This is a genomic window from Mycobacterium sp. (genome assembly GCF_035314905.1).
GTDB lineage: Bacteria > Actinomycetota > Actinomycetes > Mycobacteriales > Mycobacteriaceae > Mycobacterium.
Map to the genome: position 1 here is coordinate 38,059 of NZ_DATFYW010000096.1, position 16,524 is coordinate 54,582.

Genomic DNA, 16,524 nt, shown 5'->3' on the forward strand with positions numbered 1-16,524 from the left:
GCAGTCACCGCAGCGGCAGCCGGCATTGTCCGAAAACGATTGCGGCACATCCTGTTCCGCAACCTGACTGCTCCCCGACAGGCCGGCGTCCCGATGTTGTGTCACAGTGACGGAAACCGCCCGTGTGGCTGGACCCGGCTTCTCAGTTCGCGGTGCCGTTCATCAGCGCGACAATTCGCTGGAGGTCGTCGAGGGAGCCGAATTCCACGACGATCTTGCCCTTCCGCTTGCCGAGGCTGACCGTCACCCGGGTGTCGAATGTGCCGGACAGGCGTTCGGCGATCTCCTGCAGTCCGGGCATCTGGATGGGTTTGCGGCGCGGGCCGGGCGAGGGTGTCGGGTCATCCCGGTTGGCTAACGTGACGGCCTCCTCGGTCGCCCTCACCGACAGCCCCTCGGCGACGATGCGGGCCGCCAGCTCTTCCTGCGCCTCCGGGCCGCCTTCCAGGGCAAGCAGGGCCCGGGCATGCCCGGCCGAGAGCACGCCGGCGGCCACCCGCCGCTGCACCGCGATCGGCAGGCGCAGCAGCCGGATCATGTTCGTGATGAGCGGACGCGACCGGCCGATGCGGGCGGCAAGTTCGTCGTGGGTGACGCCGAACTCGTCGAGCAGTTGCTGGTAGGCGGCCGCTTCCTCCAATGGGTTCAGCTGTACCCGGTGGATGTTTTCCAGCAGCGCATTGCGGAGCATGGCGTTGTCGGCGGTCTCGCGCACGATCGCCGGGATCGTCGCGAGGCCGACCTGCTGCGCCGCGCGCCAGCGCCGCTCCCCCATCACGAGTTGGTAGCGGCCGTCCACCGCACGCACGACGATGGGCTGCATGAGGCCGAACTCACGGATGGAGTGGATGAGCTCGGCGAGCGCCTCCTCGTCGAACACCTGCCGCGGCTGGCGGGGGTTCGGGTCGATCAGTCCCGGGTCGATCTCCCGGTACACGGCGCCGACGTCCGCCGCGCCGGTGGGCGGCGGTCCGCCCAGCACGACATCGGCGGCGGCGTCACCCAACCGCGGCCCCAGGCCGATGTCGGTAGGACCGGTCGGAATCAGCGACGCCAGGCCACGGCCCAAGCCACCCTTCCTGCGCGTCGGTTGGGACATTGGATCACCTCTCCCCTGCTGTCGCCCGGCCTCGCTCGGCGAGCTCACGGCTCGCGTCGAGATAGCTCATCGCTCCCCGAGATCCCGGGTCGTAGTCAATGATCGTCATGCCGTACCCGGGCGCCTCCGAGACCTTGACGCTACGGGGGATGACCGTGCGCAGCACCTTGTCGCCGAAGTAACGGCGTACCTCGTCGGCAACCTGGTCGGCGAGCTTGGTGCGTCCGTCGTACATCGTCAGGATTACGGTCGAGACGCTTAACTGGGGGTTCAGGTGAGCCTTCACCATCTCGATGTTGCTCATCAGCTGCGAGACGCCCTCCAGCGCGTAGTACTCGCACTGGATCGGGATCAGCACCTCGGGCGCCGCGACGAGCGCGTTGATCGTCAGGAGGCCGAGCGACGGCGGACAGTCGATGAACACGTAGTCGAAGTCGAAGTCGTCCAGATCCGCCAGGGCGGTCCGCAGGCGATTCTCGCGCGCCACCATGCTGACCAGTTCGATCTCGGCGCCCGCCAGGTCGATCGTGGCCGGGATACAGAACAGCCGATCGCTGTGCGGACTCTCTCGCAGAGCCTCCCGCAACGGCATCTCGCCGAGCAACACCTCATACGAGGACGGGGTGCCCGGCAGCCGGTGCTCGATCCCCAATGCGGTGCTGGCGTTGCCCTGCGGGTCGAGGTCGATCACCAATGCCTTCAGCCCTTGGATGGCCAACGCGGCCGCCAGGTTCACCGCGGTGGTGGTCTTCCCGACGCCGCCCTTCTGGTTCGCGATCGTGAACAGCCGGCGGCGGCCGGGCCTGGGTAGTCGGCGGTGCGTCGTGTGAAGAACGTGCATCGCCCGTTCCGCTGCCGCACCGATGGGCGTGTCGAACGGTTCGCCCGCGTCCCATGTTTCACGTGAAACATCGGGGGCCCGCGCGGCCCCGCCCGGCATCTCGGTCGGGCTCATGGTTGCCTCCTGCTCGCCGCCCGGCGTCGCCCTGTTGTCCGTCTCGTTGGGCCTGTTCTCCGGTTCGCGACGACGACCGTGGCGGGCGGATCTAAATAGTCCACGCCACATCTCATCACCCTGACACCGGCGGCGCCCAACGAGGTCATCACACGCCGGTGTTGTTCCACTTCGTCGAACGCCCGCTCCCCCTTGATTGCCAGCATCCGCCCACCCGGCCGGACCAGTGGCATACACCACGTGGTGAGTCTGTCCAGCGGCGCGACTGCTCGCGACACGGCCACGTCGACCTCCCCCACCTCGGCGCGCACGCCGGCGTCCTCCGCCCGCCCGCGCACGACGGTGACATCCAGGCCGAGCAGACCGACAGCCTCCCGCAAGAACTCGCTGCGGCGCAACAGCGGCTCGATCAGCGTGATCGTCAGGTCCGGTCTCGCCAGGGCGAGCGGCACGCCGGGGAGCCCCGCGCCGCTGCCGACGTCGACCACCCGTTCGCCCTCACCGATCAGCTCGCCCACGGCCGCGCTGTTGAGGAGGTGGCGCTCCCACAGCCGATCCGCCTCGCGCGGCCCGAGCAGTCCCCGCTCCACCCCCGCGTCGGCAAGCAGCTCCGCATAGCGCCTCGCCGCGTCGAGCCGCTCGCCGAAGACCAGCCGCGGCGCCGCGTCCGAGCCGACATGTTTCACGTGAAACATCCTCTCCGGCTCCCAAGGCGGGACGGCTTTCCCCCGCAGAACTACACGCTTGTAACTCTCAGTCCAGCAATACGACAACCCGGCGTGACGGCTCCATGCCCTCGCTTTCGCTGCGCACACCCCGAACCGCCGCCACCGCGTCGTGCAGGATCTTGCGCTCGAACGGCGTCATCGGCGCGAGCTGTTCGCGCTCACCGGTCTCTAGGACCCGCCGGGCCACCTTGTCCCCGAGCGCGGCCAGTTCGTCCCGCCGGCGCCGCCGCCAGCTCGCGATGTCGAGCATGAGCCTGCTCCGCTCGCCGGTCTTCTGATGGACCGCCAGCCTCGTCAGCTCCTGCAGCGCATCGAGTACTTCGCCATGGCGGCCGACGAGCTTGGTCAGGTCCTCGCCCCCATCGATGCTCACGACGGCCCGGTTGCCCTCGACGTCGAGGTCGATGTCCCCGTCGAAGTCCAACAGGTCCAACAGCTCTTCAAGGTAGTCGCCGGCGATCTCCCCCTCGGCTACGAGTCGCTCCTCCAGATCCTCCGTCTTGTGCGCCGCTTCCGCGTCCGCGGCCTCCTCAGCCCTCTCGGTGGTTTCGGCGTCGGTCATCGCTGCCCTCTCCCTCTGCGGCCAGTGGTCCGGCCTAACGTTTACGCTTCTTCGGGCGCGCCCCGGGGCGCGGCGCTCGGCTGCCGGCCCCGTTGGGGCGCGGTCCCGGATTCGGCTTTGTCGCTTCGCTCTCCGCCGCCGTGTCGTCCTTTGACACCGGCTCGTCGGTCTGCGCCGCGCCCTTGTCCCCGTCGCCACCGGGTGGTTCCGCGGCGCCGTTCGCGGATCCCGATGCGCCCTTGCGCGCCGGCCGCGAAGGTTTGGCACCCGGCGGCGGCGCGTTCGCCGCCCGCCGCTCCATCGCCTCGACTCGTTTGGCCTCGTCTTCCTTTTCGATCTTCCCGAACACGTAGTGCTGCTGCGCGAACGTCCAGATGTTGTTCGAGAACCAGTACAAGATGATCGCCAGCGGCAGGAACGGGCCGCCGACCACCACGCCGAGCGGAAACACGTACAGCGCGAGCTTGTTCATCAGCGCGGTCTGCGGGTTCGCCGCGGCCTCAGGGCTCTGCCGTGCGACGGACGCACGGCTGTTGAAGTACGTCGCGATGCCGGCCAGGATCATCACCGGCACGCCCACCGCTATCACCGCGGCGCGGTCGAAGTGGGTGAATGCGTCCAAACCGGTCCGCTGCGTCATGTACGCGCCGATCGGCGCCCCGAACAAATTCGCGTCCAGGAAGTGCGCCACATCGGTCGGGCTGAACACATAGTTCCCGGTGGCACGGTTCTGAGCCACCGACAGGTGCGGTTGGCCGAGCCCCCCGGTGGTCCGGTTGAACGAGCGCAGGACGTGGTATAAGCCGATGAATACCGGGATCTGCGCAAGCATCGGCAAACATCCCAGGACCGGATTGAACCCGTGCTCGCGCTGCAGTTTCTGCATCTCCAGCGCCATCCGCTGGCGGTCCTTGCCGTACTTCTTCTGCAGCGCCTTGATCTGCGGCTGCAGTTCCTGCATCTGCCGTGTCGTGCGGATCTGACGGACGAATGGCTTGTAGAGGATCGCGCGCAAGGTGAATACGAGGAACATCACCGCCAGCGCCCAGGCGAAGAAATTCGACGGCCCCAGAAGGAACGCGAAGAGCTTGTACCAGCCCCACATGATCGCCGACACCGGGTAGTAGATGATGTCGAGGCTGAACCAATTAAACACGGGACGTGCTCCTGACATGGTCGGCCGCGGCGGACGTGCGGCCGGCAGTTTTGCGTTCGGGTATCGGGTCCCATCCTCCCCGATGCCACGGCCCGCACTTCACCAGGCGTAGCACGGCTAGCCGGCCGCCGTGCAACAAGCCGAACTCGCTCAGCGCATCGACCGCGTATTGGCTGCATGTCGGCGTGAATCGGCACGTCGGCAGCCGCAGCGGCGACACGTAGGTCCGGTAGAGCTCGATCAGCCAGATCACCACCCGCACCGGCAACCGCAGCGGCCGCGAAGTCGTTTGTTGCACTGCCGCTTTCATCCCTCTCCCCCCGGCAGTAGCCGCGCTCGGATCAAACCGTCGCGCAGCTGCTGCTCCAGGCGTGCGGAGATCGCGTCCCTGCTGCTCGGCAGCGCGCGGATCACCACCCGATCGCCTGCCTCCAGTTCGTCGACGACCAGACGCGCCGCGTGACGCAGCCGCCGGGCGACCCGGTGACGCTGCACCGCGGACCCCACTGCCTTCGAGACCACCAGTCCGATCCTTGCCTTCGAGACCACCAGTCCGATCCTCGGGCCGGGGACCCCGCCGTCCACTACGGCCCGTTGCGCGTGCACGACGATGTCGGGTTCGACCGCCCGCGCCCCGTGCTTCACCGTCGCGCCGAACTCCATCGACCGCGTCATCCGGTTCTGCGCCGGGAGCACGTCGCTGTCCGCGCCGATATCAGGCAGTCAGCGACCGACGGCCCTTGCGCCGCCGGTTCGACACGACGGCGCGGCCGGCCCGGGTACGCATCCGCAGCCGGAACCCGTGCACGCGGGCCCGCCGGCGGTTGTTCGGCTGATAGGTGCGCTTGCCCTTGGCCACGGCTGTCTCTCCTCGTCCTGGCACCCGCCGGCCCCGCCGCACTGTCCGCTCGCTGACGCGAATGGACACCGTGGCCGTTGGTAAGCTCTTCGTCTCGCTCGCTGACCGGCGCGGTACCCCGGGACAGTTTCCGGTTCGCTGCCGTATCGCCGACTTTCGGGCGACTGTTCGAGGGTACTGACCCATTTTCGCGCGGTCAAACCACCTCCGGATTGCCCTGCGGCGTTCACTGCCGTCACAACCGTCACGTCCCCCCGAACTCTTGTCAAGAAGCCGCCGCCAATGTTGCCGAACGGTTGGCCCGCAGCGTCGAAAACTGTTAGCTTCTGCCAATGCCGTTTCACATCGAAACGGCCGCGACAACGAAAGCAACGGTGCCTGGTCGGCATCCGACCCAGACAAAGTGTCACGGCTCTGAGCGGCCCGACCACCCACCCGAGCCGAGCGACGACGTGACGGTGACGGCTGTCCTGTCCACACCTGTGGATAACTATGTGGACAGCCGCCGATCGCGCAGTTCGTCGACATCGGACCGACGACAAGGGGGTACTCGTCGTTGACGGACGAGCCCGATTCACCCTTCGCGGAGGTCTGGAGCATCGTGGTCGCCGAACTCAACGGCGACAGCGACAACGGGTCGCCGTCCGGAGTCAACGGTGACTCCTCGTCATCCCACCTCACACCCCAACAACGTGCCTGGTTGACGCTGGTCAAACCGTTGACGATCGCCGAAGGCTTCGCGTTGTTGTCCGTTCCCAGCAGCTTCGTCCAGAACGAGATCGAGCGCGGGCATCTCCGCACGCGCATCGTCGACGCCCTTAGCCGTCAGCTCGGTCACCGTGTCGAACTCGCGGTCCGGATCGCACCACCCGATAAAACCGACGCCGACCCGGCCGGCCAATCTCCAGCTAACTCCGAACCCGACAACGACGAGATCGACGAGGACAGCGAGGCGTTGGCCAGCGCGCAGGAATCCTGGCCGTCGTACTTCACCGACAAACCTCAGAACGGCGACGCGGGCCCGTCCGGAGGCATCAGCCTCAACAAGCGCTACACCTTCGACACGTTCGTCATCGGCGCATCCAACAGGTTTGCTCACGCCGCCGCGCTGGCGATTGCCGAGGCGCCGGCACGCGCATACAACCCGCTGTTCATCTGGGGCGAGTCCGGGCTCGGAAAAACCCACCTCCTGCACGCGGCCGGGAACTACACGCAGCGGCTCTTCCCCGGCATGCGCGTGAAGTACGTTTCGACCGAGGAGTTCACGAACGACTTCATCAACTCTCTGCGCGACGACCGCAAGGTCGCGTTCAAACGGAGCTACCGCGACATCGACGTCCTGCTGGTCGACGACATCCAGTTCATCGAGGGCAAGGAAGGCATCCAGGAGGAGTTCTTCCATACCTTCAACACGCTGCACAACGCCAACAAGCAGATCGTGATCTCGTCGGACCGACCACCCAAGCAGCTGGCCACCCTCGAAGACCGGCTGCGCACCCGGTTCGAGTGGGGCTTGATCACCGACGTGCAGCCCCCTGAGCTCGAGACCCGGATCGCCATCCTACGTAAGAAAGCCCAAGTGGAACGGCTCGACGTACCCGACGAGGTGCTCGAGCTCATCGCCACCGCCATCGAGCGCAACATCCGCGAGCTCGAGGGTGCGCTCATCCGGGTGACCGCGTTCGCGTCGCTCAACAAGACCCCGATCGACCGCGCCCTGGCAGAGATCGTCCTGCGCGACCTCATTTCCGACGTCGGGACGATGCAGATCAGCACGGCGACGATCATGGCCGCCACCGCCGAATATTTCGGGACCACCGTCGAGGAACTTCGCGGTCCCGGCAAGACCCGCGCCCTGGCCCAGTCACGCCAGATCGCGATGTACCTCTGCCGGGAACTCACCGACCTCTCGCTGCCGAAGATCGGCCAGGCGTTCGGCCGTGATCACACCACCGTGATGTACGCCCAGAAGAAGATCCTCAACGAGATGGCACACCGGCGTGAGGTGTTCGATCACGTGAAGGAGCTCACGACACGGATCCGGCAGCGTTCCAAGCGCTGAATGGTGTTCCTCCCCGCCTTCCTCCGGCACCTTCATCCCGCCCGATTTGGGTTGTGCATAACTTGTTCACAATCGGTGGACCGGTGTGCGCCGCCGCCAACATCGCGGTGCAGAGGCATCGCCGATGCACACCGGGTTCACCGTCCGGTCCCGCCGCTTCCCCACGATGCGCACACTCGCCGACAATCGCCATCCAGCGAGAACGACCACTACTCCACAGCATGCACAGTGCCTACTACTACTGCTCCAATATCTCCGGATACATCCTTCAGAAGAAGCCCCTGTGGAAGGCCTTCTCCACACCCCCGGGCCCGATCCGCACCGCCCGCCTGTCAGCCCGGTCGATTAGCTTTGATCAAGCCACCAAAAGCTCTACGGTGGTGCTTCGAAGGCCATTTACGGTCGTCGGAGCGTGTGGCGGTCACGGGTGTTCCACACCGCGGTAACCGCAGGTAAGGCCTTGGGGATTTGGGAGAGACACTGAAGTGGCGACGACGGTAGGTCTGACCGATCTGAAGTTCCGGCTGGTCCGCGAGGACTTCGCTGACGCGGTCGCGTGGGTGGCGCGCAACCTGCCGACGCGGCCGACGGTGCCCGTGCTGGCGGGGGTGCTGCTGGCCGGCACCGAGTCGGGACTGACGATCTCGGGCTTCGACTACGAAGTATCCGCCGAAGTGACGGTCCCAGCCGAAATCGCCTCTCCGGGAAAGGTTTTGGTATCGGGTCGGCTCCTATCCGACATCACCAGGGCGTTGCCGGCCAAGCCTGTCGATGTGAGCGTCGACGGGACCCGCGTGTCATTGACGTGCGGGAGTGCGCGGTTCTCGCTGCCGACGATGGCGGTGGAGGACTACCCCGCGCTGCCCGAGTTGCCCGATGAGACCGGCGTGATCTCCGCCGAGGTGTTTGCAGAGGCCATCGGCCAGGTCGCGGTGGCGGCCGGCCGGGACGACACGTTGCCGATGCTGACGGGCATCCGCGTCGAGATCTCCGGGGACACCGTGGTTTTGGCGGCTACCGATCGGTTCCGGCTGGCGGTACGTGAACTGACGTGGTCGACCGGTGCGGCGGACATGGAGGCCGCCGTCCTGGTGCCGGCGAAGACGTTGGCCGAGGCCGCGAAGGCGGGCGTCGGCGGCGGTGATGTGCATCTGGCCCTCGGGGCGGGTGCGGCGGTCGGCAAGGAAGGGCTGCTCGGAATCCGCAGCGAGGGCAAGCGCAGCACCACCCGCCTGCTTGACGCTGACTTCCCCAAGTTTCGTCAGTTGTTGCCCGCCGAGCACACCGCGGTGGCCACGCTCGGCGTGGGAGAGCTGACCGAAGCCATCAAACGCGTCGCGTTGGTCGCCGATCGCGGGGCGCAGGTGCGGATGGAGTTCGCAGACGGCTCGTTGCGGTTGTCGGCCGGGGCGGACGATGTGGGACGCGCCGAAGAGGACCTTTCGGTGGAGTTCGCCGGCGACCCCCTGACGATTGCGTTCAATCCCACCTACCTGACCGACGGCCTCGGATCGTTGCACAGCGAAAAGGTGACCTTCGGTTTCACCACCCCGAGTCGGCCCGCGGTGCTGCGTCCGACGAGCGAGGGCGGGGATCTCGACGGGTCCGCCACCGTGCCGTTCCCGGCGACGCACACCGACTACGTTTATCTGTTGATGCCGGTGCGGCTGCCTGGCTGACCGGTTCTTGATCCCGAAATCGAGAGAGGGCATACATGCAGCTCGGTTTGGTCGGTCTGGGCAAGATGGGCTTCAACATGCGCGAGCGGCTGCGCGACGGCGGACACGAGGTGATCGGGTACGACCCGCGGCCCGAGGTTTCCGACGTGCTCTCGCTGGCGGCACTGGCCCAGGCACTTGCGCCGCCGCGCATTGTCTGGGTGATGGTGCCGTCCGGGCCTGTCACCCACGAAACCATCGCCGCGCTCGCCGACGTCCTGGGCCGCGGCGATCTGGTCATCGATGGTGGCAACTCGCGGTTCACCGAGGACCGCCCGCACGCGAAACTATTGGGAGAAAACGGAATCGCCTTCGTTGACGCTGGTGTGTCCGGCGGGATCTGGGGCCTGAAGGAAGGTTATGGCTTGATGGTCGGCGGCAGCAACGCCGATGTGCAGCGCGCGATGCCGGTCTTCGATACGCTGCGGCCGGCAGGCCCCCGGGAACTCGGGTTCGTCCACGCCGGACCGGTGGGAGCCGGGCACTACGCCAAGATGGTGCATAACGGCGTCGAGTATGGCTTGATGACGTCCTATGCGGAGGGATATGAGCTCCTCGCCGCCGAGGAACTGATCAACGATCCGCAGGCGGTCATCCAGGCCTGGACGAACGGCACGGTGGTTCGGTCCTGGCTGCAGCAACTGCTGGCCAAGGCGCTCAGGGAAGACCCGGGACTGAAGGACATCAGCGGCTACACCGAGGATTCCGGCGAAGGACGGTGGACGGTCGAGGAGGCGATCCATCATCGCGTCCCCGTCCCGGTGATCGCGGCGTCGCTGTTTGCGCGCTTCTTTTCCCGGCAGGACGACTCCCCTACGATGAAAGCCGTGTCCGCATTGCGTAACCAGTTCGGTGGCCACGCTGTCAAGCGGGTCCCCCTCTCGGGGTAGGCGCGTTGTACGTCCGGCACCTGGGGCTGCGCGACTTTCGGTCGTGGGCCCAGGTGGATGTCGACCTGCGGCAGGGGCGGACCGTGTTCCTCGCACCCAACGGTTACGGCAAAACGAACCTGCTTGAGGCGCTGTGGTATTCGTCGACGCTCAGCTCCCACCGGGTGGCGACGGACGCGCCGCTGGTGCGGGCAGGTGCGGCCCGCGCGGTGGTGTCGACGATCGTGGTGAACGACGGCCGGGAACTGGCCGTCGACCTGGAGATAACCGCGGGCAAAGCCAACAAGGCGCGATTGAACCGATCGCCGGTGCGCGCCGCCCGGGAGGTCCTCGGCGTGCTGCGGGCGGTGCTGTTCGCGCCCGAGGATTTGACCTTGGTTCGCGGGGAACCCGGTGAACGCCGCCGCTATCTCGACGAACTGGCGACGCTGCGTCGTCCCACCGTTTCCGGTGTGCGCGCCGACTACGAGCGTGTGCTGCGCCAGCGCGCGGCTCTGTTGAAGACGGCGGCCGGGCAGCGCGGCCGGCCCGACCGCACCCTGCTGGACACACTTGACGTCTGGGATGGCCACCTGGCCGCGCATGGTGCGCGGCTGCTTGCCGCGCGCCTCGAGTTGGTCACCGAGTTGCGGCCCGAGGTGGAGAAGGCCTATCAGCTGCTGGCGCCGTCCTCACGTCCCGCCGACGTTTGTTACCGGGCCGGTGTCGAATTGGATCCCTCCGACCCGGATGTCGAGTATCTCGAGGCGACACTGCTGGACGCCTTGGCCGGGCGGCGGGATGCCGAGATCGAGCGCGGGGTGTGTTTGGTCGGGCCGCACCGCGACGATCTGGAATTGCGCCTCGGTGATCAGCCGGCGAAAGGATTTGCCTCCCACGGTGAATCGTGGTCGATGGCGCTCGCACTGCGGTTGGCGGCCTATGAGCTCCTGCGTTCCGAAGGCACCGATCCGGTGCTGCTGCTCGACGACGTCTTCGCCGAACTGGATTCGGCGCGCCGCCGCGCGCTCGCCGCCGTGGCCGAGTCCGCGGAGCAGGTCCTCCTGACCGCGGCGGTCGGCGATGACGTCCCGGCCGGTTGGGACGTGCGCCGGGTGACGGTCGGTATGCGCGACGATGACGGGGGACGTGTTTCGACGGTGCAGGCATGAATGACGACGACGTGGTGAACGATTCCGGCGGGCCGCAGCGAAGCGACCGGGGGATGGATTTGGTGCGCCGCACGCTCGAAGAAGCCCGCGGCGCGGCCCGCGGCCAGGGCAGAAACGTCGGGCAGGGTCGCCGCTCCCCCACCCCGCGCCGAGTGGCTGGCGCGGCGCGGCGGCGCAGTTGGTCGGGCCCCGGCCCGGATTCCCGCGATCCGCAGCCGCTCGGGACGGTGGCCCGGGACCTCGCCAAGACCCGGGGCTGGTCTACCCGGGTGGCCGAGGGTTCGGTGTTCGGGCAGTGGGGCTCGGTGGTCGGTGAGCAGATCGCGGCGCACGCCGCACCCACCGCGCTTCGCGACGGTGTGTTGAGCATCACCGCGGAGTCCACGGCATGGGCGACGCAGCTGCGGATGGTGCAGGCGCAGCTCTTGGCGAAGATCGCCGCGGCGGTCGGTGACGGTGTCGTCACGTCGGTGAAGATCACCGGTCCCGCGGTTCCGTCGTGGCACAAGGGGCCGCTGCACATCGCCGGCCGCGGGCCCCGCGACACCTACGGCTGATTGTCGGCTGAGAGGCGCGAGAATGCGCCGAATCGCTTTCGCAAGCGTCAGGACGCGGCCACGGCCGAGAAATCAGGCTCACGGCGCATATAGGTATGTGGAAACGCCGCCACAGAATCAGTGCCGCCCGCAATTCCCGGTAGACTGGCCAGGAAGACCTGCACGCGGTGACCTACCGCTCGCACGCGACCCCCGAGGAGACCTGTCCGACCGTGGCTGCCCAGAGGAAGAAAGCACATGCGGAGTACGGCGCCCAATCCATCACCATTCTCGAAGGGTTGGAGGCCGTCCGTAAACGCCCCGGCATGTATATCGGCTCGACCGGTGAGCGGGGTTTGCACCATCTGATCTGGGAGGTGGTCGACAACGCCGTCGACGAGGCGATGGCCGGCTACGCGACGCGGGTCGCGGTGCGGCTGCTTGAGGATGGTGGGGTTGAGGTCACCGATGATGGCCGCGGAATTCCGGTGGCGATGCACGCCTCGGGCATCCCCACGGTGGATGTGGTGATGACCCAGCTGCACGCGGGCGGCAAGTTCGACTCGGATGCGTACGCCGTCTCGGGCGGCCTGCATGGGGTGGGGGTGTCGGTGGTCAACGCGCTGTCCAGCCGGCTGGAGGTGGAGGTCAGCCGCGACGGCTATGAGTGGTTTCAGTATTACGAGCATTCGGTGCCGGGCACCCTCAAGCAGGGTGAGGCGACCAGAAAGACCGGCACCACGGTGCGGTTCTGGGCCGATCCGACGGTGTTCGAGAGCACCGAGTACGACTTTGAGACCGTCGCGCGGCGGCTGCAGGAGATGGCGTTTCTCAACAAGGGCCTGACCATCACCCTCACCGATGAACGGGTCGCCCCCGAAGAGGTGGTCGACGAGGTCGTCAGCGACACCGCCGATGCGCCCAAGTCCGCGCAGGAGCAGGCCGCGGAGGCGGCCGCCCCGCACAAGGTGCGCCAGCGCAAGTTCCAATACCCGGGGGGGTTGGTGGATTTCGTGCGCCACATCAACCGTACCAAGCAGCCGATTCACGGCAGCGTGGTGGATTTCTCCGGCAAGGGCCCGGGTCACGAGGTAGAGGTGGCGATGCAGTGGAACGCCGGGTATTCGGAGTCGGTGCACACCTTCGCCAACACGATCAACACCCACGAGGGCGGCACTCACGAGGAGGGATTTCGGGCCGCGTTGACGTCGGTGGTCAACAAGTACGCCAAGGACCGTAAGCTCCTCAAGGACAAAGATCCCAACCTGACCGGCGATGATATCCGGGAGGGTTTGGCGGCGGTGATTTCGGTGAAGGTGGCCGAACCGCAGTTTGAGGGGCAGACCAAGACGAGGCTGGGCAACACCGAGGTGAAGTCGTTTGTGCAGCGGGTGTGCAACGAGCAGCTGAACCACTGGTTTGAGTCCAACCCGGCTGATGCCAAGGTGGTGGTCAACAAGGCGGTCTCGTCGGCGCAGGCGCGGATCGCGGCGCGCAAGGCCCGTGAGTTGGTGCGTCGCAAGAGCGCCACTGACATCGGCGGTTTGCCCGGCAAGCTGGCCGACTGCCGATCCACCGATCCACGCAGGTCGGAATTGTATGTCGTGGAGGGTGATTCAGCCGGCGGGTCGGCCAAAAGCGGCCGCGATTCGATGTTTCAGGCGATCCTGCCGCTGCGCGGCAAGATCATCAACGTCGAAAAGGCCCGCATCGACCGGGTGCTGAAAAACACCGAGGTGCAGGCGATCATCACCGCGTTGGGTACCGGCATCCACGACGAGTTCGACATCGCCAAGCTGCGCTATCACAAGATCGTCTTGATGGCTGACGCCGACGTCGACGGCCAGCACATTTCGACGCTGCTGCTCACGCTGCTGTTTCGGTTCATGAAACCATTGATCGAAAACGGTCACGTGTTCTTGGCCCAGCCGCCGTTGTACAAGCTCAAGTGGCAACGCACCGAGCCGGAGTTCGCCTACTCCGACCGCGAGCGGGACGCACTGCTCGAGGCAGGCCTCAAAGCCGGCAAGAAGATCAACAAGGACGACGGCATTCAACGCTACAAAGGCCTGGGCGAGATGGACGCCCGGGAACTGTGGGAAACCACCATGGACCCCACCGCCCGGGTGCTGCGCCAGGTCACCCTCGATGACGCCGCCGCCGCCGACGAGCTGTTCTCGGTGTTGATGGGCGAAGACGTCGACGCCCGGCGCAGCTTCATCACCCGCAACGCCAAAGACGTCCGCTTCCTGGACGTTTAGTGCCGAAAGCCGAACGAGGATCACATGACTGATACAACGCTGCCGCCGGACGACTCGGTCGACCGGATCGAACCCGTCGACATCCAGCAGGAGATGCAGCGCAGCTACATCGATTACGCGATGAGCGTGATCGTCGGGCGCGCGCTGCCCGAGGTACGCGATGGCCTGAAGCCGGTGCACAGACGCGTGCTCTACGCGATGTTCGACTCCGGCTTCCGGCCGGACCGCAGCCACGCCAAGTCGGCCCGGTCGGTCGCCGAGACGATGGGCAATTACCACCCCCACGGCGACGCATCGATCTACGACACGTTGGTTCGGATGGCTCAGCCGTGGTCGCTGCGCTATCCGTTGGTCGACGGCCAGGGTAACTTCGGCTCGCCGGGCAATGACCCGCCGGCGGCGATGAGGTACACCGAGGCCCGGCTCACGCCGTTGGCGATGGAGATGCTACGTGAAATCGATGAGGAGACCGTCGATTTCATACCTAACTACGACGGCCGGGTCCAGGAGCCGACCGTACTGCCCAGCCGGTTCCCGAACCTGCTTGCCAACGGTTCCGGCGGCATTGCCGTCGGGATGGCTACCAACATCCCGCCGCACAACCTGCGCGAGCTGGCCGAGGCGGTGTTCTGGTGCCTCGAAAACCCCGACGCCGACGAGGAATCCACCCTGGCCGCGGTGACCGCATGTGTCAAGGGCCCCGACTTCCCAACCGCAGGGTTGATCGTTGGCACACAGGGGATTACCGACGCATACACCACCGGCCGCGGCTCGATCCGCATGCGCGGTGTGGTGGAGATCGAGGAAGACAACAAGGGCCGCACCTCGCTGGTGATCACCGAGTTGCCCTACCAGGTCAACCACGACAACTTCATCACATCGATCGCCGACCAGGTCCGCGACGGAAAGCTCAACGGAATCGCCAACATTGAGGACCAGGGCAGCGAACGGGTCGGCGTGCGCATTGTCGTGGAGCTCAAGCGCGACGCGGTCGCGAAGGTCGTCCTGAACAACCTCTACAAGCACACCCAGTTGCAGACGAGCTTCGGCGCCAACATGCTGTCGATCGTCGACGGCGTTCCCCGCACACTGCGGCTCGACCAGCTGATCCGCTTGTACGTCAACCACCAGCTCGACGTGATCGTCCGCCGGACCACCTACCGGCTGCGCAAGGCCAACGAGCGTGCCCACATCCTGCGCGGCCTCGTCAAGGCGCTCGACGCGCTCGACGAGGTCATCGCGCTGATCCGTGCGTCGGAAACCGTCGACGTGGCGCGGAGCGGCCTGATTGAACTCCTCGACATCGACGAGATCCAGGCACAGGCGATCCTCGACATGCAGCTGCGGCGCCTGGCGGCGTTGGAGCGGCAGCGCATCATCGACGACCTGGCGAAGATCGAGGCCGAGATCGCCGACCTCGAGGACATTCTCGCCAAGCCCGAACGTCAGCGCGGCATCGTCCGCGACGAGCTCGCCGAGATCGCCGACAAGCACGGCGACGACCGGCGCACCCGCATCATCGCCGCCGACGGCGAGGTCACCGACGAGGACCTGATCGCCCGCGAGGACGTCGTCGTCACGATCACCGAGACCGGCTACGCCAAGCGCACGAAGACCGACCTGTACCGCAGCCAGAAGCGCGGCGGAAAGGGCGTGCAGGGCGCCGGGCTCAAGCAGGACGACATCGTCGCGCACTTCTTCGTCTGCTCGACCCACGACTGGATCCTGTTCTTCACCACGCAGGGCCGGGTCTACCGCGCCAAGGCCTACGAGCTGCCCGAAGCATCCCGCACCGCGCGAGGACAGCACGTTGCCAACCTGCTGGCGTTCCAGCCCGAGGAGCGCATCGCGCAGGTCATCCAGATCCGCGGTTACGCCGACGCGCCGTACCTGGTGCTCGCCACCCGCAACGGCCTGGTCAAGAAGTCCCGGCTGACCGACTTCGACTCGAACCGCTCCGGTGGCATCGTGGCGATCAACCTGCGCGACGGAGACGAGCTTGTCGGGGCGGTGCTGTGCTCGGCCGACGACGACCTGCTGCTGGTGTCGGCGAATGGCCAGTCGATCCGGTTCACCGCCAGCGACGAGGCGCTCCGGCCGATGGGCCGGGCCACCTCCGGCGTGCAGGGTATGCGGTTCAACGCCGAGGACCGGCTGCTGTCGCTGAACGTCGTTCGCGCGGACACATATCTGCTGGTCGCGACGTCGGGCGGCTACGCCAAGCGCACGCCCATCGAGGAGTATCCGGTGCAGGGCCGCGGGGGCAAAGGCGTGCTGACCATTCAGCACGACCGCCGGCGTGGCAATCTGGTTGGAGCGCAGGTTGTCGACGATGACACCGAGCTGTATGCCATCACCTCCGTTGGCGGCGTGATCCGGACCGCCGCGCGGCAGGTTCGCAAAGCCGGGCGTCAAACGAAGGGCGTTCGGTTGATGAACCTCGGCGATGGCGACACACTGGTTGCCATTGCTCGGAACGCCGAGGAAGGTGACAGTACGGACACCATCGCGCGGCCGGATACCGACGCGACATGACCATTAAGGAGC

The 16,524-nt window shown here is 66.6% G+C and carries 15 protein-coding genes; 7 read left to right on the forward strand and 8 right to left on the reverse strand.

The window, feature by feature from the left end; genetic code table 11:
• Window positions 1-142: 142 nt before the first annotated feature.
• From VKG81_RS07605 to rpmH, 8 genes are read right to left on the reverse strand one after another with little or no spacing between them, the layout of a single operon-like run.
• Entirely contained in the window at window positions 143-1,099 is a 957-nt protein-coding gene (locus tag VKG81_RS07605) for a ParB/RepB/Spo0J family partition protein (protein WP_324395222.1), read from the reverse strand.
• A gap of 4 nt (window positions 1,100-1,103) precedes the next feature.
• On the reverse strand, window positions 1,104-2,054 hold the full coding sequence (locus tag VKG81_RS07610; protein WP_324395223.1) for a ParA family protein: 951 nt from the start codon (window positions 2,052-2,054) through the stop codon (window positions 1,104-1,106).
• Window positions 2,051-2,749 carry a 16S rRNA (guanine(527)-N(7))-methyltransferase RsmG gene (gene rsmG / locus VKG81_RS07615; protein ID WP_324395224.1) on the reverse strand — a complete coding sequence of 233 codons (699 nt, stop codon included), beginning with the start codon at window positions 2,747-2,749 and terminating at the stop codon, window positions 2,051-2,053. The genes VKG81_RS07610 and rsmG overlap by 4 nt, the downstream gene beginning before the upstream one ends.
• 58 nt (window positions 2,750-2,807) lie before the next feature.
• On the reverse strand, window positions 2,808-3,344 hold the full coding sequence (locus tag VKG81_RS07620) for a protein jag (RefSeq protein WP_324395225.1): 537 nt from the start codon (window positions 3,342-3,344) through the stop codon (window positions 2,808-2,810).
• A 34-nt stretch (window positions 3,345-3,378) separates the two neighbouring features.
• Window positions 3,379-4,449 (reverse strand): membrane protein insertase YidC, encoded by a 1,071-nt coding sequence (yidC, locus tag VKG81_RS07625; protein ID WP_414685195.1) that lies wholly within the window; start codon window positions 4,447-4,449, stop codon window positions 3,379-3,381.
• Window positions 4,450-4,492: 43 nt separating this feature from the next.
• Window positions 4,493-4,810: a membrane protein insertion efficiency factor YidD gene (gene yidD / locus VKG81_RS07630; RefSeq protein WP_414685193.1), complete on the reverse strand. Its 318-nt coding sequence runs from the start codon at window positions 4,808-4,810 to the stop codon at window positions 4,493-4,495.
• Window positions 4,807-5,196, reverse strand: coding sequence for a ribonuclease P protein component (gene rnpA / locus VKG81_RS07635; RefSeq protein ID WP_324395228.1), 390 nt, complete (start codon window positions 5,194-5,196; stop codon window positions 4,807-4,809). The genes yidD and rnpA overlap by 4 nt, the downstream gene beginning before the upstream one ends.
• Window positions 5,197-5,215: 19 nt before the next feature.
• Window positions 5,216-5,359, reverse strand: coding sequence for a 50S ribosomal protein L34 (gene rpmH / locus VKG81_RS07640; protein ID WP_324395229.1), 144 nt, complete (start codon window positions 5,357-5,359; stop codon window positions 5,216-5,218).
• Window positions 5,360-5,915: 556 nt separating this feature from the next.
• On the opposite strand from rpmH, the gene dnaA reads away from it, so the two are divergent.
• The 7 genes from dnaA (at window position 5,916) to gyrA (ending at window position 16,512) form a co-directional block, all read left to right on the forward strand.
• Window positions 5,916-7,421, forward strand: coding sequence for a chromosomal replication initiator protein DnaA (gene dnaA / locus VKG81_RS07645; protein ID WP_324395230.1), 1,506 nt, complete (start codon window positions 5,916-5,918; stop codon window positions 7,419-7,421).
• Window positions 7,422-7,906: 485 nt separating this feature from the next.
• Complete coding sequence (dnaN, locus tag VKG81_RS07650) at window positions 7,907-9,100, forward strand: DNA polymerase III subunit beta (RefSeq protein WP_324395231.1); 1,194 nt, start codon at window positions 7,907-7,909, stop codon at window positions 9,098-9,100.
• A gap of 35 nt (window positions 9,101-9,135) precedes the next feature.
• Window positions 9,136-10,029 carry a phosphogluconate dehydrogenase (NAD(+)-dependent, decarboxylating) gene (gene gnd, locus VKG81_RS07655; protein ID WP_324395232.1) on the forward strand — a complete coding sequence of 298 codons (894 nt, stop codon included), beginning with the start codon at window positions 9,136-9,138 and terminating at the stop codon, window positions 10,027-10,029.
• Window positions 10,030-10,034: 5 nt separating this feature from the next.
• A complete protein-coding gene (recF, locus tag VKG81_RS07660) occupies window positions 10,035-11,180 on the forward strand; it encodes a DNA replication/repair protein RecF (RefSeq protein ID WP_324395233.1) in 1,146 nt (381 codons plus the stop codon).
• Window positions 11,177-11,737: a DUF721 family protein gene (locus VKG81_RS07665; RefSeq protein ID WP_324395234.1), complete on the forward strand. Its 561-nt coding sequence runs from the start codon at window positions 11,177-11,179 to the stop codon at window positions 11,735-11,737. Before recF ends, VKG81_RS07665 begins: the two co-directional genes overlap by 4 nt.
• A gap of 212 nt (window positions 11,738-11,949) precedes the next feature.
• On the forward strand, window positions 11,950-13,977 hold the full coding sequence (gyrB, locus tag VKG81_RS07670) for a DNA topoisomerase (ATP-hydrolyzing) subunit B (RefSeq protein ID WP_324395235.1): 2,028 nt from the start codon (window positions 11,950-11,952) through the stop codon (window positions 13,975-13,977).
• Between the two features lie 24 nt (window positions 13,978-14,001).
• Window positions 14,002-16,512 (forward strand): DNA gyrase subunit A, encoded by a 2,511-nt coding sequence (gene gyrA, locus VKG81_RS07675; protein WP_324395236.1) that lies wholly within the window; start codon window positions 14,002-14,004, stop codon window positions 16,510-16,512.
• The last annotated feature ends 12 nt before the right edge of the window (window positions 16,513-16,524 follow it).